The organism is Neomegalonema sp. (assembly GCF_028688855.1).
Lineage (GTDB): Bacteria > Pseudomonadota > Alphaproteobacteria > Rhodobacterales > Rhodobacteraceae > Neomegalonema.
This window is the reverse complement of the sequence record NZ_JAQTXI010000015.1, coordinates 1-19,381: the sequence shown is the minus strand read 5'-3', so window position 1 is coordinate 19,381 and position 19,381 is coordinate 1. Positions and strand designations below refer to the sequence as shown.

Genomic DNA, 19,381 nt, shown 5'->3' with positions numbered 1-19,381 from the left:
CTTCCGGTGTGATGGGTCAGGCGGCCCGGGCCTCCGCGTCGCCCTGCGGCCGACGGATCAGGAAGACGGCCATGGCCGCGATCAGGCAGATGAAGCCCGCCGCGTAGAAGGCGGGCAGATAGGTCGCGTAGAAACTGCGGGTCAGGCCCGCGCCCCAGGCGGCCACCGCCGCGCCGATCTGGTGGCCGAAGAAGATCCAGCCGAAGACGATGGTGGCGTTCGCTCCGAACCTCTGGGCGGCGAGCTTGACCGTCGGCGGAACCGTGGCCAGCCAGTCGAGGCCGTAGAAGACGGCGAAGAGGGTCAGTTCGTAAAAGCCGAAGCCCGTGAAGGGCAGATAGAACAGCGAAAGACCCCGCAACGCGTAATACCAGAAGAGCAGCCAGCGGCTGTCGAAGCGGTCGGAGAGCCAGCCGGAAGCTATGACGCCGATGAAGTTGAAGGCGCCGATGGCCGCCAGAAGGCCCGCCGCCATCACCGGCGCGACGCCGAAATCGCCGCAGATCGCGATGAGATGCGTCTGGACCAGACCATTCGTCGTGGCGCCGCAGATGAAGAAGGTGCCGAAGAGAATCCAGAAGGTCGCGGAGCGCGAGGCCTCCCCCAGAACGCGGATCGGCGTGAGGAGCGTGCTCGTCAGAGAGGCCTCCTGCGGCGCTTCGGTCTGGATCTCGGCGGCGCCGAAGGGCGGGAGGCCCAGATCCGCCGGACGCTCCCGCACCAGCAGCAGGACCACGACCGCCGCCAGCGCCAGCATCGCGAGCAGCAATCCCAGAGCCGGACGCCATCCCCAGGCCTCGGACAAGGCCGCGAAGGCGGGCAGGAACAGCACCTGCCCCGTCGCGACGCTGGCGCTGAGCAGCCCGAGGACCAATCCCCGGCGCGCGACGAACCAGCGTGTGGCGACCGTCGCGCCCAGCACCATGGCCGTGAGCCCCGTCCCCAGCCCGACGACCAGCCCCCAGAACAGGAAGAGCTGCCATAGCTCGGTCATGGCGAAGGAGCCGAGGACTCCGGCGGCGATGACGATCAGCGCGAGGGTCGAAACCTTTCTGACGCCGAAGCGGTTCAGCAGGGCCGCCGCGAAGGGGCCTACGGCGCCGAAGAGCAGCAGCCGCAGGGCGAAGGCCGCCGAGATGTCCGCCAGATCCCAGCCGAACTCCTTTTGCAGCGGCCCGATCAGCACGCCCGGAGCCCCGACCGCGCTGGCGGCGACCATCATGGTCAGGAAGGTCGCCGCGACGACCACCCAGCCATAATGAATCCCCTTTCTGGAGAGCGCTTCCGCCAGAGCGGAGGAAGGCGGAGACATGGAGGGGGGCGGAGACATGGGATCCTCGATTGCGGGCATATGCACGTTTCAGGGCGAAAAAATCAGAGAGCGCCGAGGATCTCCTCCAGGAGCTTGAGCTTCTCGGCGCCGAGGCGCGCCTCCATGGCCTGCTGACTTTTCTCCCATGCGGGCAGGGCGTCGTTCAGGGTCCTTTCGCCGAGGGGCGTCAGGCTGGCCATGGCCTCCCGCTGATCGAGCTCCCCTTTGGCGGTGGCCGCGAGTCCGGCCTTTTCAAGCACCCGGACGTTGCGGCTCACCGTGGAGCGGTCGAGGTCGGCGTCGTGGCCCAGTTGCGTGAGGCTCACGGGCTGGAGGCGCTGGATCTTGCGCAACAGGGAGTATTGCGCGACGTTGATCCTGAACGGCGCGAGAGCCTCGTCATAGAGAGAGCCGATCTTTCGGGTGGCGGCGCGCATCTTCGCGCAATAGCAAGCGGTCATGATTCATGCATATGCCCGCATTTCGGCCGAGTCAAGACGATGCGCACAAGGAAGGCCGCACCTTGCTCGCCATGGAGATTCTCCGGTCATGATCCGGGGCGGCGCCAGATGGGCAGCAAGGTTCTGTCGTCTCCCCCATGATCATGGCCAGACGCTCGGGAGAGATGTCCGCCCATCGGAGGCGGCTACGGCCACACATCGGCCGGCTGCGGAAGCGGATCGCAAAGATTGACCATTTTCTGCAAACGGATAACCTGTCGGCGTGCATGATCGGACGCATGCTCGCTCAAAGCGGGGTTCAGGACGTGACGAAAGAGGATCCGAGGCCGCGCTGGGTGCGCGACCTGACGCGTTTCCTGCCCCTCAAGAGCCAGTTCGTGCTGACCGGAAACGTCCGCGACCTCCAGATCCGCGCCTTCGGAGACCGGGTCGCTGCGGCCTCGATCATCGAAACCCTCGCCGCGACCCTTTTCGAAGCGGGATTCTCCGGCGTCCTGCGCCATGATCCCGTCAACGGATTCTCCGCCGTCGCCGATCCCGCAAGGCCGGAGGCCGATCCCGCCGAGCCGCTCCTCCGTGTCGGCCTCACGCCGACCGAAGGCCGCGCGGCGGGCGGTCCCGATCTCCTCGCCGCCGTCCTCCAGCGCCTGACGGCTCTGGAGGGGCCGCCGATCGCGCTGATCGTCGATTTCGCCTCGCGGCTGATCGTGCGCAACGACGCGCTGTCTCCCGCCGAGCAACAGCTCTTCACGCGCGCCCTGGTCTACAGCCATGCGGCCCAGGCGCGGCCGGTCGGGCCGGATCGCGCGCCGCGATTCAACTCCGTCGTCTGGATCGTCGAAAGGGAGGGAGACCTCCCCGACTGGCTCACCTTCGAGAATCCCCGCCTGAGGCACATCCCCGTCGCCGCCCCCGACCGCGCAGCGCGGCGGGCGGTCGCGCCTTCCCTGGCGCGCGGCCTCCCCGGAGGGCGGGAGGCCTCCGCCGAAACCCTCGCCAGGGCCCGGGACGATCTGGTCGACGCCACCGAAGGCATGTCGCTGATGGACCTCAACGCCGTCTCGCAGCTCGCCCGGGCCGAAGGCGTGCCCATCTCCGACGTCGTCGAGGCCGTGCGGCGCTACAAGGTCGGGGTCACCGAAGACGCCTGGCGCAAGATCGAACGTCGCCGCATTCTCGAAGGCGGAGAGGCCATCCGCAGGCGCGTCATGGGGCAGGAACATGCCGTCGTCCACATGCTCGACATCGTGAAGCGCGCCGCCACCGGCCTCGGCGGAGGGCGGCGCGGAGGGCGTCCGCGCGGAATCGCCTTCCTCGCGGGGCCGACGGGCGTCGGCAAGACCGAGCTCGCCAAGGCGGTCACCGAACTGCTCTTCGGCGACGAAAGCGCCTATATCCGCTTCGACATGTCCGAATTCAGCGCCGAACACGCCGATCAGCGGCTGATCGGCGCGCCGCCCGGCTACATCGGCTACGACATGGGCGGAGAACTGACCAACGCCGTGCGCGAGAAACCCTTCAGCGTGGTGCTCTTCGACGAGATCGAGAAGGCGCATCCGCGCATTCTCGACAAGTTCCTGCAGATCCTCGACGACGGCGTGCTGACCTCGGGGCGCGGAGACCGCGTCTATTTCTCCGAGACTCTCATCATCTTCACCTCCAATCTCGGGATCTACTCGACCGGGCCGGACGGAGAGCGACGCGCCAACGTCTCGCCGGACCAGCCCTTCGAGGAGGTCCAGAAGCGCGTGCGTTCGGAGATCGAAAATCACTTCAAGCTCGTCCTGAACCGGCCCGAGATCCTCAACCGCTTCGGCGAGAACATCATCGTCTTCGACTTCATCCGGCGCGAGATCGCAGGGCGGATCTTCGATTCCATGGTCGCCTCGGTCCTCAAGGACGCGGAGGCTTCCGGGCGTCGGATCTCGCTGTCGCCCGAGGCGAACGAGGTTCTGCGCGATCTCTGCGCGGCGGATCTCTCCAACGGAGGACGCGGCGTCCGCAACAAGATCGAGGCCCATCTGATCAATCCTCTGGCCCGCGCGCTCTTCGAGCGGGAGGCCGAGGGGCCCGCCCTGATCCGGCGCATCGAGCCCGGCCCCATCACCCGGCTCGATCTGGAGGATCTCTGATGCGGATCGCCGTCTCGCGGCTTCATCATCCCGTTACCGCCCTCGGACCGGGACGCCGGATCGGCCTCTGGCTTCAGGGCTGCTCCATCCGTTGTCCGGGCTGCGTCTCGGTCGACACCTGGGCGCATGGCCTGGGGCTCGCGCCCGTGGCGGAGGTGGTCGCGCGGCTCGCGGAGCTGGCGGGAGACGCCGACGGCCTCACCGTCTCGGGGGGCGAGCCCTTCGAGCAGCCCGAAGCTCTGGCGGCGGTCCTGACGGCCTGGCGCGGGATGTCCGGGCGTTCGGTCCTCGTCTTCACGGGCCGCGAGGTCGGGGAGGTCGAGGGCTGGCTGGAGGCCCATCCGGGCCTGATCGACGCGCTGGTGACGGGGCCTTTCCGCTCCGATCTGCCGCAGACCATGGCTCTGCGCGGCAGCGACAATCAGGAGCTGCGGATCCTGACGCCCCTCGGCGAGGAGATGCGCGCCTGGGACAGGCCGCTGCGGCCCGAGGATCGTCGGCTCGACGTCATGTTCGACGCCGAGGGAAACGCCTGGCTCGCCGGAATCCCCGCGCGAGGAGACATGGCCCGGCTGCGTCGAGCGCTCGCGGCGGCGGGCCATGACGCCGCCTCCTCCGACATGCGGAGCCTCTTTCCGACATGATGCGTCTCTGTCCGAATTGCCGGACCGAGCGGCCGGCCGAAGAAATGTTCTGCGAAGGGGAGTTCGGGGGGAGGCCCTGCGAATGGCCCCTGTCCGGCCTTCCGCTGCGGCCCTCCGGATGGCGTCCGCCGGAAGAAGCCCCGCAGGAAGCCCCGCCGCCGTCCGCCGCCTCTGCGCCGCGCTGCGCGAACGGCCACGCCGTCGAGCCGGGCGACCTCCTCTGTCCGGTCTGCGGCGCCGATCTGCCGGAGCCGACCGCCGGAGAAGAGGCGGAGCCGCCGCGAAGCGATCCGGGGGAGACGGAGGAGGCTGGGCCCGCCGCCTCGCCGCGAATCGGCGACTGGCTTCTGCTGCGCCGGAGGCCGCCGCTCGACCGCGCCCCGGAGCGCCACGAGGCCTTGCGCGAGTCCGACGGGCGCCGGGGGCTCCTGACGCTCCATCCTCAGGGCGACGAGCCGGATCCGGAGATTCACGAGGCGCTGCGGCGGCTGGATCGCAGCCATGTTCCGGAGCTGCTGGAGACGGGGCGGCACGAAGGCCGCGCCTACGAGGTCTGGGAGGATCCGCCGGGCGGCGGCCTCGCCGAGCTGGACGACGCCGTCGCGCCCGTCTCCCGCATCCTGGAGGAGGTCGGCGCCGCTCTGGCCGCCTGCGCCGACCTCGGGCTGCGGCACCGGAATCTTGGGCCGCACGCCGTCATGGCGCGTTCCCGCGAACCTCTGGACCTCCTGCTTGTCGGCTTCGGATCGGCGCGGCTCTCGGATCAGGATCTCGATCTCGTCGAGCCTGTGGAGGCGACGCGCTACGCCGCCCCCGAAGCGGTCGTGGGCGGCCTCGCCCCCGCGAGCGACTGGTGGAGCCTCGGCATGATCCTGCTGGAGCGGATCACGCGCGGAGAATGCTTCGCCCAGGCCGACGATCAATCTTTCCTGATCAGCGTCCTCGCCGACGGCGCGCCTGTCCCCGAGGGCCTCGCGCCGGAAGTCGACGCGCTGCTGCGCGGCCTTCTGGCGCTCGACCGCCGCGCGCGCTGGGGTTGGCCGGAAGTCCGGCGCTGGCTCGCGGGAGACGTCCCCGAAGCCCCGCCGAGACGGCGCCTTCCGGAGCGGGATCAGGCGAAACGCTCCATCCTCCTCGGAGAGCGCCGCTTTTCCAGCGCCGCGCGCTTCGCGCTCGCCGCCGCCGAAGCCGCGCACTGGAGCGAGGCGCGCGGCCTCCTGCTCCGGGGAGAACTCGCCTCCTGGATGGAGGAGGCCGGGCTTGCGCCCGATCTGCGCGCCGACGTCCGGGAGATCGCGGCGCTGGAGGATGTTTCGGAAGACCTCCGGCTGGCTCTGGCGCTGAAGAGCCTCAATCCTGCCATGCCGCTCGTCCTGCGCGGCGAGATCGTCGCGCCGGGCTGGCTCCTGGAGCACCCGGAGGAGGGATACGCCCTGATCGCGGGTCCGGCGCCCGATCGTCTGGAGCGCATGGACGCCGAACTCTGGCCCTCGCGTCTGAAGAAGCGCGCGCTCAGGGCGCGGGAGCGGGCGCGCCAGCTCGACGTCGAGCTTGACGAGCCCAGGTTCCGGACCCTCGCCCTCTCGACCTCCAGAAGCCGGCTCTCGGCCCTCTGGGAGGAGCAGCGCCGCATCCTCCCGGATACGGATCATCCCGGCCTGCTCGCGCTCGTCGAGCGGCGGGTGGTCGAGGAGGAGGATCTGATCCTTCTGCTCGGCGCGGCCGTCGGACAGTTCCGCAGCGCCGACGCCATCGTGGAAGAGGCGGAGCGGCTGGCGCGTCGCGCCGGAATCGCGGATTTCGACGCCTCCGCGGCGCTGGCCCGCCTCGCCGCGCCGAGGCGGGAGCTGCACGCCGCGATCGAGGCGCGGCTCGAAGGCTTCGCGCGCTGCGGCCTCGAACGCGTCGACGAATGGGCCGACCGCTTCCGGCTCGAAAGGCGGCTTCCGGTCGCCTGGGCTCTGGCGCTGATGAGCGCGCCGGAAGAACTCTGGCGACGGCCGCCGCGTCAATCCTACGTCGCCGCGCTTCTCGACTTCTTCTCCCGGCGGATCGCCGGATCGATCATGCGCGGCCCCCTCACCCGCATGACCATCGGCAGGACGACGGCCCGCGTCGATCTGACCGAACTCGACGATCCGAGGCGGCGGGCGGGCGCGATCCTCCAGCATGTCCTGTTGCGCAACGACCAGAGCATCGGGATCGATCCTGGAATCCTGGCCGCGGATCCGCAGCTGGAGCATCGCTTGCGGAGGCTCCACGCCCAGGCGGCCCTCCACCGGCGCGACACCGGCGTCGACGGGCTTCACCTCGGCTTCCCCTTCCTGACGCTGCAGGAGGCGAAGCCCAGGGTCAAGCCGAGGATCGCGCCGATCCTGCTCTGGCCGATCCGCCTGAATCCGGAGGTGGGCGCGCGGGGCCGGATCACGCTGGCCTTCGACCGCGACCGCGAGGAGGTCCGGCTCAATCCGGCGCTGGAGACGCTGCTCGGCGTGGAGGCCGCGAACCGCTGGAGAGAGGCGGCCCACGCCCTGCTGTCGCGCTCCTCGATCAACGTCGCCGAAGCGATGGAGGCCTTCCGCGCCCTCGCCGCCGTGGAGGACCGCGAGCTCAAGCCCCTGCCCTCCGGCGATCGGAAACTGGACCCCGGAGACGACCGGATCCTCTGCGCGGCGGTCCTCTTTCATCTCGGCTTCATCGGACAGGCGGTGATGGAGGATCTGCGGCGGCTGAAGGCCGCGCCCCCCGAAGGCTCCGGTCTGGAGATCGCGCTGCGCATCGGCGAAGACCTCCCCCGGAGCGAGGCCGCGCGCATTCCGGAGGAGGACCGGTATTTCACCGCCGACAGCGATCCCTCCCAGGAGGCCGCCGTTCTGGAGGCGCGCGACGGACGCGGACTCCTGATCGAGGGGCCGCCCGGCTCGGGCAAGAGCCAGACCATCGTCAACATGGTCGCCGACGCCATCGGCTCCGGGCGGAGCCTGCTCGTCGTCTGCCAGAAACAGGCCGCGCTCGAGGTCGTGCACAAGCGGCTGGAGGCGGTGGGGCTCGGCGGACGCGTCGTCATGGTCAACGACGTCAATCGGGATCGCGAGCCCGTCATCCGCGCGGTGCGGGAGCAGCTGGAGGAACTGGCCCGGAGGCCGCCCGGCCCGACCCCATGGCGGCGGCTGCGTCAGCAGACGGCGGCGCGCATCGAGACGCTGGAGCGCGATCTCGACGGACGCCACAAGGCGCTCCATGCGACGGATCCGCGGACGGGACTCTCCTGTCGGCTCATCCTCGGCGACCTCATAGGCCTTGCCGACGCAGGGGAGACGCCCGCTCTTCCTGCGCTCCGGCGGCGGCTGGAGGGCCTCGACGCAGGGCGCGTGACGCAGTTGCAGGAGGCTTGCGCGCCTGTCGCCGCCCTCTGGCTGGCCGCGCGCCCTGAAGGCAGCGCGCTCGTCGACGTGCGCCCCTTCGGAACCGACGACGCCGCGATCCAGGCCTGTCTGGCGGATCTGCGCGCCTTCTCGCAGCGCGAGGACGAACGTCTCGCCGTCCTCGCGCGCACCCCGCAGGCTCTGGCCGTGGACGATCCCGAAGCCTGCCGAAGATGGTCCGCCGCCCATGGCTCCATCCTGCTCGAGCTCGATCCGGCGCTGCGACGCCGTCTGGCGCGCTGGCTGGATCCTCTGGCGGAGGCCTCCGGGCGCCCGTCAGGGAAGACCGCCGCGCAGGAGACTCTGGCCGGAATCGAGAGGGATCTCCTCGACGAGGCGCCGGACGAGAGCTCCGACGCCTCAGGCGAACTCGCGCGAGGGATGTCCGACGCGGAGTTGCGGCGCTGGTCCGGCCTTTCGGAGCGTCTGCTCGAAGCGCCGGGCCTTCTCGGCGGGCTTTCGCCCTTCCGCTGGAGCGCCGCCAGACGGCGGCGGCGGCTCTTCGCGCGGGAGGGCCTTGCGGACGCCGCCGCCTTCGACGCGGCCCTGCGGCGCGAAGCCCGGATGCGTCCCCTGCGCGCGCGCCTGGAGGCGGTTCTCCGGGAGATCGGCGAACCCCTGGCGGAAGGGCCTCCCCTCCGGCGGGACCGGCTGCTCGCCGCCGCGCAGGAGGCCCTTGGGCGGCTCGCCGAGGTCCAGGCGCTGGTCGCCCGGCTGGAGGCCTGCCCCGAAGGCGACGCGGCCCGGACCATGGCGCGGGCGGCGAACCGGACCGCGGTCCAGACTCTCGTCGAGGGGCTCGCCCAGAGCGCGGCCCGCCATGACGCGCGCGCGGCGAGCTCGGCGGCTCTGGAGCGGGCCGCCCTCTGGATGACCGAGGACTGGAGCGGAAGCTGCGCCCTGGCCATCGCCGGGGAGGCCGGAAACCGAACGCGGCTGGAGGCGCTCGAAGGCGACCTGCCGAGGCTCGCCGCCTATCAGAGGTTCCGGGCGCGCGTCCCGCATCTGGGCGAGGAGGCCATGGCGCTCTTCGCGGAGCTTGGCGGCCTCCGCGAGAAGCTCGAAGCCCTGCCCCAGGAGGAGGTCGGGCCGACCGTCGGCCGCGTGATCGCGACGGAGGCGCGGCTGGCCTGGAAGGCCCGGCTGGAGGCCGAGGACCCCACCCTGCTCCTCGAAGACCGGGAGCTGGAGGCCAGAGCCGCCGCCCTCGCCGCCGCCGATGCGGAGATGCGCGCCCTGAACCGCCGCCTGCTCGCGGAGGGAATCGACACGGACGGCCTCGCCCCCGTCCGCGAATGGGAGGACGTCACGCGTCTGCGCGGCGCCCGCGCCCGACGCCTGCGGGAATTCGTCGAGCGGGGCGCGGATCTCGGCCTGATGCGGCTCAGGCCGGTGTGGCTGGTGAATCCCGACGTGGCGAGTCGGCTGCTGCCGCTGCGCAAGGCCCTCTTCGACAGGGTGATCTTCGACGAGGCCTCCCAGATGCCCATCGAATACGCCCTTCCGACGCTCTATCGCAGCCGCAGCCTGGTCGTCAGCGGCGACGAGAAGCAGATGCCGCCCTCCGCCTTCTTCTCCGGCCGCCTCGAGAGCGACGAAGCCGAAGTCTACGAGGGACGGGAGGAGGAGGAAGGCCTCGACGAAGAGGCGCGCGAGGCCCTCGCCGAGACCTGGGACCGCAGGGAGATCAAGGATTGCCCCGATCTTCTCCAGCTCGCCAGGACCACCCTGCCCGCCGCCACGCTCCAGATCCATTACCGCTCCGTCTATCGCGAGCTCATCGGCTTCTCGAACGCCGCCTTCTACGCAGGCCGCCTCAGCGTGCCCGCCCGCCATCCCGCCGAGGAGGTCCGCCGCGCCCGCCCCATCGAGATGATCCGGGTCGACGGCGTCTATGAGGATCAGACCAACCCCGGAGAAGCCGGGCGGGTGGTCGAGACGCTCCGCGGCCTGCTCGCCTCCGAGGCGCCTCCGACCGTGGGCGTGGTCACCTTCAACCGCAGGCAGGCCGACCTGATCGAGGAGATGCTCGAGGAAAGGGCCGAAGAGGATCCGGTCTTCCGCAGCGCCCTCGCGCGCGAACGCGACCGCATGGAGGACGGCGAGGACGTGGGCTTCTTCGTCAAGAACGTCGAGAACGTGCAGGGCGACGAGCGCGACGTCATCATCTTCTCCTCGACCTTCGGCCGCAACGCCCAGGGCGCCTTCCGCCGGTTCTTCGGCGCGCTCGGACAGAACGGCGGAGAGCGTCGGCTCAACGTCGCGACGACGCGCGCCCGACGCAAGATCGTGCTCGTCACCTCGATGCCGATCCCGCTGATCTCGGATTTCCTCTCGACCCGCCGTCCGTCGCAGAGCCCGCGCGACTTCCTTCAGGCCTATTTCGAATATGCGCGGTGCGTCTCGGAAGGCGATCTGGGCGCCGCCGAAGCCCTTCTGGCGCGCTTCGCCCCGGAGCGGCGCCCGAACCGCAGCCGCAAGGACCACGACCTGACCGGCGACGGGCTGCAAGAAGCGGTGGCGGCTGAAATCCGGGCGCTCGGCTGGGAGCCCCGCCGCGTCGAGGACGAAGGCGTCTTCGGCCTCGACTTCGCCATCGAGGATCCCCGGACGGGCCTTTACGGCCTCGGCGTCGAATGCGACGCTCCGCGCCATGGGCTGCTCGCCTCGGCGCGGGCGCGGGAGATCTGGCGTCCGGGCGTGCTGCGGCGCTCGATTCCGGCCCTCCACCGGGTCTCCTCGCAAGGCTGGCTTCAGGAACCCGAACGGGAGCGCGCAAGACTGAGGGCGGCTGTGGCCGCAGCCATGGGAGAACAGGCATGAGCGGACCGAAGGTCGTGCGCATCGTCACGCGCGAGGAGATCATGGAGATCTGCCGCGGGCTCATCGCCCGCGTCGACGCGGCGCTGGAGGACTGGATCCGCATCGGAACCCGCAACGGCCTCCTCGACGCGGCGGAGATCGCGGCGGCGCGCGGACATCGCGACGCCCTCGCCGAAGCCCTCGCGCGGGGGCGCTTCGAGGACCTCCAGAAACAGGCGCCCGCCGAGGAAGCCTTCCTGCGCGAGGACATCCAGCGGCGTCTGGCGCAGGCCGCCGCCGAAGAGGCAGCCGCCCGCTCGAAGGCGCGGCGGGAGCGGGAGGCCGCCGCAACCTTGCTCAAGGCTCTGCGGAAAGCCGGGGCTCCGCTGGCTGCGGATCTGGAGGCGGGGCTGGAGCGCGGAGATCCGGCCGCCGTCGGGCGCGGCCTGCTGCTGCTGGGCGGCGCAGCCCCCTCGCCGAAGACGGACGCCGGCCTCGCCGCCCGATTGCGCGAGGGAGAGACGCCCCCCGCCGCCTTCACGGATCGAGCGGCGGACGGGACGCGCGCCCAGCCCGTCGAGCCCGGAGATCCGGAGATCGAACGCATCGCCGCCAGAATCGCGCAGATCAGGCGCATCGGCCAGCCGGAGACGCCGACGCCATGGAGCGCGCGGCTCGACGAAGCCGAGGCGGCCCCCCCGGAGAGGAGGCGCCTCATCCTCGACGCGCTGGAGGTCGAGACGGGACGCGCGCTCGCGGCGGCGCGGCGAAGGGCCGCCGCCCTGTCGGAGCTGCGGGCGGCGCGGGCGGAGGCGGAGGCCCTCGGCCTCGCGACGGAGGTCCGGACGGAGAATCCGGAGGCCCTGGAGATCGAGGCGATGGAGGCGCGCCGCGCCGAGACCATCGCGGCGGTTCAGGCCTTGCGCGCGTCCCGGGCCGCCGAGGCGCGTCGGGCGGCCGTTCTGGCGGGGCTCGGGGCGCTGGGCTATGAGGTTTCGGAGAACATGTCGACCTCCTGGGCCTCCGAGGGGCGGCTTGTGCTGCGGAGCGCCCTCCGTCCGGATTACGGCGTGGAGGTGAGCGGCGGCGACCGGCTCCAGATGCGCCCCGTCGCCTTCGACCGGAACGGCCGGGGGCCGGACCCCTCCCGCGATCAGGATGCGGAAACCCTCTGGTGCGGCGATGTGGAGGGCCTGGAGAAGCGGCTCTCCAGCTTCGGCGACGCCTTGCGGATCGAACGCGGACTTCCTGTGGGCGCGGTCCCGCTCAAGCGCATCGAGATCGGGGATCCCGGGCGCGCCGACGAGGCCGAGGCGCCCGCTCCCTCCCGAACGAAGTCGAGGCCTTGAGGCTCTTTCGCCCTGACGCAACCTCCGGATCCGGCCCGGAGAGGCTCGCCCCCGGGTTGATCGGTTTCCGATTGCAAAGCGCGAATCATCCGCCTTATTCCTGAGGTCAAGGCGCTGGCGGATTTCCCCCCTCGGGAAAGCGCCGCGCCAGAGGCGACAAGACCTCAAGAGCCTTGACGGGAGGATGAACCGGATGGAGCTGACGAAAGAGCGGCAGGACGCCGAAATCGCGCTCGGCGGCCTCGAAACTCTGGCCGAACCCAGACGCGCCGAGCCCTGGATGCGCCCCATCGAACATCTCGCCGCCGCGCTGCTGGTCGTGATGATCGTCACCGTGCTGGCCAACGTCCTCTTCCGCTACGCCCTGCACAAGCCCCTGATCTGGGGAGACGAAGTGGCGTCGCTCTCCTTCATCTGGATGGCCATGCTCGGCGCGGCCCTGGCGCTCGACAGACATGAACACATCCGCCTGACGGTGGTCCTGCCGCTCATGCCGCCCCGGCTCGCCCGGATCGCCGAAGTGGGCGGACAGGTGCTCGTGGCGATCCTGCTGGCGCGGCTCCTGCCGGTCGCCGTCGAATACGCCTATGAGGAATCCTTCGTGCGTTCGCCCGCCCTCGGGCTGCCGCTCACCTGGCGCGCCTCCGCGCTGCCGGTCGGGATCGGGCTGATGCTGCTGCTCACCGTGATCTCCATCCTGCGGACCGGCGAATGGCGGATCATCCTCGGGACGCTGATCCTCGCCGGAGCCCTGACGGCCCTGCTCATCGGCGTCAAGCCTTCGCTCCTGAGCATCGGCAACTGGAATCTGCCGCTCTTCCTCGGGCTCTTCGCGGCGCTTCTGCTGGTCTGCGGCGTGCCCATCGCCTTTTGCTTCGCGCTCGGGACGCTCGCCTATCTGACCTTCGCCAGCCGGGCCCCGGTCTTCGTCATGATCGGGCGCATCGACGAAGGCATGTCTTCGCTGGTGCTGCTCTCGGTGCCGGTCTTCGTGCTGCTCGGCTGCATCCTCGACGCCACCGGCATGGGCAAGGCCATCGTCAACTTCCTCGCCTCGCTGCTCGGCCATGTGAAGGCGGGCATGAGCTATGTGCTGCTCGGCTCGCTGTTTCTGGTCTCGGGGATCTCGGGCTCGAAGGTCTCGGACATGGCGACCGTCGCCCCGGCGCTCTTCCCCGAGATGCGCCGCAGAGGCCATTCTCCGCCCGAAATGACCGCCATGCTCGCCACCGGCGCAGCCATGGCCGACACCGTGCCGCCCTCCATCGTGCTGATCGTGCTCGGCTCGGTGGCGGGAGTCTCCATCGCCGGGCTGTTCACCAGCGGATTCGCCATCGCCATGGTCCTGCTGCTGGCGCTGGCCGTGCTGGCGCGCTGGAACGCCCGTCATGAGGACATGTCCGGCGTCCGCCGCGCGAGCCTCGGCTTCGTCGGCAAGGCGGCGCTGGTCGCGGCGCCCGCTCTGGTGCTGCCCTTCCTGATCCGCGCTCTGGTCGGCGGCGGAGTCGCCACGGCCACCGAGGTCTCGACCATCGCCGTGGTCTACGCCTGGATCGCCGGGGCGACGCTCTACGGCGGCGTTCCGCGCAGCCGCATCCTGCCCATGCTCGTCGAGACCGCCGCCATGTCGGGGGCGATCCTGCTGATCCTCGGGGCGGCCTCGGCCATGGCCTGGGCGCTGACGCAATCGGGCTTCGCGCGGGATCTGATGAACTTCGTCAAGGATCTGCCGGGCGGATGGATCAGCTTCATGCTGGCCTCCATCGTGATCTTTCTGGTGCTGGGCTGCATTCTGGAGGGCCTGCCCGCCATCGTGCTTCTGGCGCCGATCATGTTCCCCATCGCGAAGAGTCTGGGGATCAACGACATCCATTACGCCATGGTCGTCGTGACCGCGATGAACATCGGCCTGATGGCGCCGCCCATCGGCATCGGCTTCTACATCGCCTGCAAGATCGCCGACGCGCCCGCCGATCAGGTGATGCGCAGCATCTGGCCCTATATCGGGGCGCTCTTCGTCGGACTTCTGCTGATCGCCGCCGTGCCCTGGTTCTCGACCGCGCTGCTGTGATCGTCCGGAACGCCTTTCACAAGAAACCTTCGGGAGGACTTCATGACCATCGACCGCCGTTCCCTTCTGCTCGGGACCGCCGCCGGACTCCTGGCCGCGCCCTTCGTCCGTCCGGGCGAGGCCCGCGCCGCCGAATTCGCCTACAAGGTGGCGAACAACCAGCCCATGACCCACCCGAGCAACATCCGCCTCACCGAGGCGGTGGCGCGGATCCTGGAGGAATCCGGCGGGCGGGTGGACATCCAGATCTTCCCCTCGAACCAGCTCGGCGCCGACACCGACGTGCTCAGCCAGCTGCGCGCGGGCGGCGTCGAGTTCTTCCAGCTCTCGCCGGTGATCCTCTCGACGCTGGTGCCCAGGGCCTCGATCAACGGCGTGGGCTTCGCCTTCCCCGATTACGACACGGTCTGGAAGGCCATGGACGGCGAACTCGGCGCCTACGCCCGCGGCCAGATCGAAGGCGCGGGACTCGCGGTGATGGACAAGATCTGGGACAACGGATTCCGTCAGATCACCTCGTCGCGCGGCCCCATCGTGACGCCGAAGGATCTCGAAGGCTTCAAGATCCGCGTGCCGGTCTCGCCGCTCTGGACGTCGCTCTTCACGGCTTTCGGCTCGGCGCCCGCCTCGATCAACTTCGCCGAGGTCTACACCGCCCTCCAGACCGGCATCGTCGACGGCCAGGAGAATCCGCTCTCGATCATGAAGACCTCGAAGCTGTGGGAGGTGCAGAAATACTGCTCCATGACCAACCACATGTGGGACGGATTCTGGATGCTCGCCAACCGCCGCGCCTGGAACGCCCTGCCCGATGATCTGAAAGAAATCGTCGCCAAGCATTTCAACGAAGGCGCCGAGAACCAGCGCGCCGACATCATGGCGATGAACGCCGGACTCAAGACCGAGCTCGAAGCCGAAGGCTTCGTCTTCAACACGCCGGAGGCCAGCCTCTTCGAGGCCAGGCTCCGCGAGGCCGGATTCTACGCCGACTGGAAGAAGACCTACGGCGACGAAGCCTGGGAGAAGCTCGAAGCCGCCGTGGGCCGCAAGCTGGCCTGAGGAAGGACAGGGCCTCCGCGCGGCCCGGCGTCCGGCGATCCCTGCGCCCGCAGACCTCCCGGGGATCCTGCGGGCCGCGGCCTCCGTCGGCCGGCGAGAAGAACGAACCCCGTCGGCGGGACGCGGGCGCCCGTCGTCGCACCCTTGAGGAGGATCCATGAACAAGGTCGCTCTCGTCACCGGCGGCTGCCGGGGCATCGGCCTCGCGGCCACGGAGGCGTTTCTGGAGGCCGGATGGCGCGTGGTCATGGTCGACCGCGACGAGGCCGAGCTGAAGGCGGCCTCTTCGCGCCTGGCGAAGGTCCTGCCGGTTCTGGCCGACGTCTCCATTCCCGAAGAGGTCGAGCGCATGGCGGCGGAGGCTCTGGCGGGCTTCGGCCGCATCGACGCTCTGGTGAACAACGCCGGAGTCGCGCTGTTCTCGCGCGCCGCGCGCACCAGCTTCGAGGAATGGCGCGAGGTCATGGCCACCAATCTCGACGGCGTGTTCCTCTGCACCCAGGCCTGCGTTCCGGCTCTGGCCGAGACGAAGGGCGCCATCGTCAACATCGCCTCGATTTCGGGCCTGCGGGCCTCCACGCTGCGGGTGGCCTACGGCACCTCGAAGGCCGCCGTGATCCATCTGACCAGGCAATTCGCGGCGGAGCTGGGCGAAGCGGGAATCCGCGTCAACTGCGTCGCGCCGGGACCGGTCCGGACCAAGCTCGCGGCGGCGGTCCACGCCCCCGAGATCATCGCGGCCTATTACGACGCCATTCCGCTGAACCGCTACGGCGAGGCGCGGGAGATCGCCGAGGCCGTCGTCTTCCTCTGTTCGGAGAAGGCCAGCTTCGTCACCGGGCAGACTCTCGCGGTGGACGGCGGGTTCGACGCGACCGGCGTCGGGCTTCCGGCGCTCCGGCGCGAGAACGCCCCGCAGTGAGGATCCCGCCCGGGCCGCAGGGTCCGGGCGACTCCCTCATCCGGCGGCCAGACAGGCCTTCAGGCGCGGCGTCACGAAATCCAGAAAGACCCGGACGCGATGCGGGGCGTTCTCGCCGCCCGGAAACAGCGCATGGACGTCCTCCGTCTCGCCCACGACGGCCTCGGCCAGCACCTCGACCAGACGGCCCGCCTTCAGATCTTCGCGGACGTGGAATTCGCCCATCCGCGCCAGCCCCACGCCCGCCAGAGCCATGCGGCGCACCGTCTCGCCGTTGTTGGCGATGAGCGGCCCCGCAAGGTCGTTGTCGAGGATGCGGCCCCCCGCCCTCAGAGGCCAGACCGCCGCCGAACGACGGAAATTGAAGCTCAGACAGGCGTGGTCGGCCAGATCCTCGACGCTGCGCGGCGTGCCGCGGCGGGCCAGATAATCCGGCGAGGCCACGATCTTGCGCGCGGCCGCGCCGAGCTTGCGGAGCGTCATCCCCGAACTGGGCAGAGGGCCGATCCGGAAGGCGACGTCCGTGCGGTCGAGATAGAGGTCCACGATCTCGTCGGAGAGCGAGAGATCCACCCGGATCCGGGGATGCGCCGCCCAGAAGGCCGGGAGGATCGGCTCCAGAGCCAGAGCCCCGAAGCCCACCGAGGCGCTCACCCGCACCACGCCGCCGCCGCAGGCCGCCCCTTGCGACAGATCGCGCTCGATCTCCTCCAGCTCGGCGAGCAGGGCCTGGCTGCGCTCGTAATAGAGCCGCCCCTCGGCGGTGGGCGAGAGACGGCGCGTCGAGCGCTCCAGCAGCCGCGCCCCGAGCCGGGATTCGACGCGTCCCACCATCTTGCTCACGGCCGAGGGCGTCATGCGCAGCCGCCTTGCGGCTTCGGAGAAGCTCCCCGCCTCCACCACGCGCAGGAAGACCTGCATTTCGCCCGCCCGATTGTCCATGCGCGGCTCTCCAAAGCCCCTTGATGAAATCGCTTCACAGATGATGTGCCGAAGGAGGCGCTTATCAAGCCTTTTTCCAGGCCGTATCTGAAGCTCCGACCGCGGCCTTGTCCGGCCGGACCCTTCATGGCCGCCCAACCGGCCCGGACGGCCCTTCCGGCCCGCCCGGACCGCGCTCCGAGGACATTCCTGATGACCACCGTGGACTCCGCCGCCCGCAGCGGCTTCAACTGGCCTTTGCTGGCCCTGGCCGTGGGGGCCTTCGGGATCGGCACGACCGAATTCTCGCCCATGGGGCTTCTGCCGATCATCGCCGAGGGCGTGGGCGTCTCCATTCCGACGGCGGGCCTGCTGGTCAGCGCCTACGCCCTGGGCGTGATGCTCGGCGCGCCCGTGATGACGCTGCTCTTCAGCCGCTTCGGCAAGCGCGCCGCCCTGATGGCCCTGATGGGAATCTTCACCCTCGGGAATCTGCTGTCGGCCCTGGCGCCCGACTACTGGACGCTGCTCGCCGCGCGGCTGGTCACCAGCCTGAACCACGGCGCCTTCTTCGGACTCGGCGCGGTGGTGGCGGCCGGCGTCGTGCCGAAGGAGCGGCGGGCCAGCGCGGTGGCGACCATGTTCATGGGCCTGACCATCGCCAACATCGGCGGCGTTCCGGCGGCCACCTGGCTGGGACAACAGATCGGCTGGCGCTCCTCCTTCGCCGCGACGGCGGTTCTGGGGCTGATCGCCATCGCGGCGCTCTGGCTGGCGCTGCCGAAGGGCGAGCCCGGCGCGCGTCCGGACCTGCGGCGCGAACTGCGCGTGCTGACCCGGCCTGAAGTGCTGGTCGCCCTGCTGACCACCGTAATGGGCGCGAGCGCCATGTTCACCCTCTACACCTACGTCGCCCCGGTTCTGGAGACCCTGACCGGCGCCTCCGGGAGCTTCGTGACCTTCGCTCTGGTGCTGATCGGGGTGGGCTTCACGCTCGGCAACATGCTGGGCGGGCGCCTGGCGGACTGGTCGCTCGACGGCGCGGCGGCTCTCTGCATGGCGGCTCTGGCGGCGATCATGGTCGTGCTGCCCCTGACGCTGGGATCGCAGACCGGCGCGGCGGCCTCCCTGCTGATCTGGGGCGCGGCGGCCTTCGCCATCGTGCCTTCGGTGCAGATGAAGGTCATGCAGGCCGCCGCCGAAGCTCCCGGTCTGGCCTCCTCGATCAACATCGGGGCCTTCAACCTCGGCAACGCCCTGGGCGCGGCGGCGGGCGGCGCGACGATCAGCGCGGGACTCGGCTACGCCGCGGTTCCGGTCGTCGGCGGATTGCTGGCGGCGGCGGGTCTGGGGCTGATCCGGCTCGGGCGTCGCCGCGCCGGGTGACTCCCCGCAGCGGAATCCGCGGGAACGGGCCTCCCGCAAGGGAGGCCCCGCCCCATGCCCCGTCAGGATCAAGGGTGGTTCATGGTTCATTCTTTCGTCACATGGCGCCGGCTATCAAGGTCAGGTTCCGGCGGCGCGCCGCGCATATGGCCGCAAGGCCCTGTTCCGGAGGAGAGAAACACCATGAGGCCCTGTTCCGGAAACCTGATCCCGCGCCTCGTCGCGACGACGGCCCTGGCGCTGTCCCTCTGCGGCGCCGCCGAGGCCCGTCCCTCCCCGGAACGCCTGGCCGCGGCTCTGGCCGCCGTCATCTGGGACGGCGCGCCTCCGCCCGACGCGACGGAGCGTCTGCGGGCGGGGATCGTCGCGGAATACCCCCTCCTCGACGCCGCGATCGCGCGCGGCGAGCCCGACTACATCGACGCGACCCTTTCCGCCGCGCTCCTCGCGCGGGAGGCCAGCCATCCGGCGACGCGTCGCGCGATGTACGACATCGCCCGCTATCTGCTCGCCCATGCGGTGGAGGACGCCGAGACCAATCCCATGCTCGCGGAATGGCGGGCGATGGATCCGGTTCAGGAGCCTCTGGGCCTGGGAACGGGCCTCGCGGTCAGCGACTTCGCCGCCACGGCCTTCCTGCTGGGTCTGGAGGATCCTCCAGGCGCCGACCCGAGCCCCCGCATGGCCGAAGCCCTGACCCGCCTGACCTCCGTCTGGAGCGAGCAGGCGGAATCTCCGTCCCGACGCTTCATCCTGACGCGCCTCGACGCCTGGACCGTCGGGATCCTGGCGAACCGGGCGGCGCTCTCGCCGGAGCAGCGCGCCGAGGCCGCCGACATGCCCTGGAGCGGCGCGACGCCCTCGCCCGAGACGACGAAGCTGGTGACCGGCGTTCCG

At 70.3% G+C, this 19,381-nt stretch carries 12 protein-coding genes; 9 read left to right on the top strand and 3 right to left on the bottom strand.

Annotated features, from left to right (window positions below; translation table 11 throughout):
• Positions 1 to 16: 16 nt before the first annotated feature.
• Both PHN62_RS12015 and PHN62_RS12010 read right to left on the bottom strand, forming a co-directional pair.
• Positions 17 to 1,330, bottom strand: coding sequence for an MFS transporter (locus PHN62_RS12015; protein WP_300150928.1), 1,314 nt, complete (start codon positions 1,328 to 1,330; stop codon positions 17 to 19).
• 44 nt (positions 1,331 to 1,374) lie between these two features.
• Positions 1,375 to 1,773, bottom strand: a complete 399-nt coding sequence (locus PHN62_RS12010) for a MarR family transcriptional regulator (RefSeq protein ID WP_300150926.1) — start codon at positions 1,771 to 1,773, stop codon at positions 1,375 to 1,377.
• 278 nt (positions 1,774 to 2,051) lie between these two features.
• Between PHN62_RS12010 and PHN62_RS12005 the strand changes: the two genes are divergently transcribed.
• The 7 genes from PHN62_RS12005 to PHN62_RS11975 all read left to right on the top strand — a co-directional run bounded on the left by PHN62_RS12005 (position 2,052) and on the right by PHN62_RS11975 (position 16,177).
• Positions 2,052 to 3,905 (top strand): AAA family ATPase, encoded by a 1,854-nt coding sequence (locus PHN62_RS12005; RefSeq protein ID WP_300150923.1) that lies wholly within the window; start codon positions 2,052 to 2,054, stop codon positions 3,903 to 3,905.
• Complete coding sequence (locus tag PHN62_RS12000) at positions 3,905 to 4,549, top strand: 4Fe-4S cluster-binding domain-containing protein (RefSeq protein ID WP_300150920.1); 645 nt, start codon at positions 3,905 to 3,907, stop codon at positions 4,547 to 4,549. The genes PHN62_RS12005 and PHN62_RS12000 overlap by 1 nt, the downstream gene beginning before the upstream one ends.
• 44 nt (positions 4,550 to 4,593) lie before the next feature.
• Positions 4,594 to 10,797: an AAA domain-containing protein gene (locus PHN62_RS11995; RefSeq protein WP_300150918.1), complete on the top strand. Its 6,204-nt coding sequence runs from the start codon at positions 4,594 to 4,596 to the stop codon at positions 10,795 to 10,797.
• The gene (locus PHN62_RS11990; RefSeq protein WP_300150915.1) at positions 10,794 to 12,125 is read left to right on the top strand and encodes a hypothetical protein; all 1,332 of its coding nucleotides are present in this window, start codon (positions 10,794 to 10,796) and stop codon (positions 12,123 to 12,125) included. The genes PHN62_RS11995 and PHN62_RS11990 overlap by 4 nt, the downstream gene beginning before the upstream one ends.
• A gap of 193 nt (positions 12,126 to 12,318) precedes the next feature.
• Positions 12,319 to 14,196, top strand: coding sequence for a TRAP transporter large permease subunit (locus tag PHN62_RS11985; RefSeq protein ID WP_300150912.1), 1,878 nt, complete (start codon positions 12,319 to 12,321; stop codon positions 14,194 to 14,196).
• Positions 14,197 to 14,238: 42 nt separating this feature from the next.
• Entirely contained in the window at positions 14,239 to 15,255 is a 1,017-nt protein-coding gene (locus PHN62_RS11980) for a TRAP transporter substrate-binding protein (protein ID WP_300150910.1), read from the top strand.
• Between the two features lie 157 nt (positions 15,256 to 15,412).
• Positions 15,413 to 16,177 (top strand): SDR family NAD(P)-dependent oxidoreductase, encoded by a 765-nt coding sequence (locus PHN62_RS11975; protein ID WP_300150908.1) that lies wholly within the window; start codon positions 15,413 to 15,415, stop codon positions 16,175 to 16,177.
• A gap of 36 nt (positions 16,178 to 16,213) precedes the next feature.
• Here the strand turns inward: PHN62_RS11975 and PHN62_RS11970 are convergent, their stop codons facing one another.
• Positions 16,214 to 17,119: a LysR family transcriptional regulator gene (locus PHN62_RS11970; protein ID WP_300150905.1), complete on the bottom strand. Its 906-nt coding sequence runs from the start codon at positions 17,117 to 17,119 to the stop codon at positions 16,214 to 16,216.
• Positions 17,120 to 17,311: 192 nt separating this feature from the next.
• Here PHN62_RS11970 and PHN62_RS11965 point away from each other — a divergent pair, with 192 nt between their 5' ends.
• Together PHN62_RS11965 and PHN62_RS11960 are read left to right on the top strand one after the other, a co-directional pair.
• The gene (locus tag PHN62_RS11965) at positions 17,312 to 18,484 is read left to right on the top strand and encodes an MFS transporter (RefSeq protein WP_300150902.1); all 1,173 of its coding nucleotides are present in this window, start codon (positions 17,312 to 17,314) and stop codon (positions 18,482 to 18,484) included.
• A gap of 183 nt (positions 18,485 to 18,667) precedes the next feature.
• Positions 18,668 to 19,381, top strand: a 714-nt coding sequence (locus PHN62_RS11960) for a hypothetical protein (RefSeq protein ID WP_300150899.1), incomplete at its 3' end; no start/stop codon positions are given.

Excerpts from the sequence above, each read along its gene's own strand:
- PHN62_RS12005 (WP_300150923.1), top strand. The coding sequence starts at position 2,052 with ATGCTCGCTCAAAGCGGGGTTCAGGACGTGACGAAAGAGGATCCGAGG.
- PHN62_RS11975 (WP_300150908.1), top strand. The coding sequence starts at position 15,413 with ATGAACAAGGTCGCTCTCGTCACCGGCGGCTGCCGGGGCATCGGCCTC.
- PHN62_RS11965 (WP_300150902.1), top strand. The coding sequence starts at position 17,312 with ATGACCACCGTGGACTCCGCCGCCCGCAGCGGCTTCAACTGGCCTTTG.
- PHN62_RS11980 (WP_300150910.1), top strand. The coding sequence starts at position 14,239 with ATGACCATCGACCGCCGTTCCCTTCTGCTCGGGACCGCCGCCGGACTC.
- PHN62_RS11970 (WP_300150905.1), bottom strand. The coding sequence starts at position 17,119 with ATGGACAATCGGGCGGGCGAAATGCAGGTCTTCCTGCGCGTGGTGGAG.
- PHN62_RS11985 (WP_300150912.1), top strand. The coding sequence starts at position 12,319 with ATGGAGCTGACGAAAGAGCGGCAGGACGCCGAAATCGCGCTCGGCGGC.
- PHN62_RS12000 (WP_300150920.1), top strand. The coding sequence starts at position 3,905 with ATGCGGATCGCCGTCTCGCGGCTTCATCATCCCGTTACCGCCCTCGGA.
- PHN62_RS12015 (WP_300150928.1), bottom strand. The coding sequence starts at position 1,330 with ATGTCTCCGCCCCCCTCCATGTCTCCGCCTTCCTCCGCTCTGGCGGAA.
- PHN62_RS11995 (WP_300150918.1), top strand. The coding sequence starts at position 4,594 with ATGTTCTGCGAAGGGGAGTTCGGGGGGAGGCCCTGCGAATGGCCCCTG.
- PHN62_RS12010 (WP_300150926.1), bottom strand. The coding sequence starts at position 1,773 with ATGACCGCTTGCTATTGCGCGAAGATGCGCGCCGCCACCCGAAAGATC.
- PHN62_RS11990 (WP_300150915.1), top strand. The coding sequence starts at position 10,794 with ATGAGCGGACCGAAGGTCGTGCGCATCGTCACGCGCGAGGAGATCATG.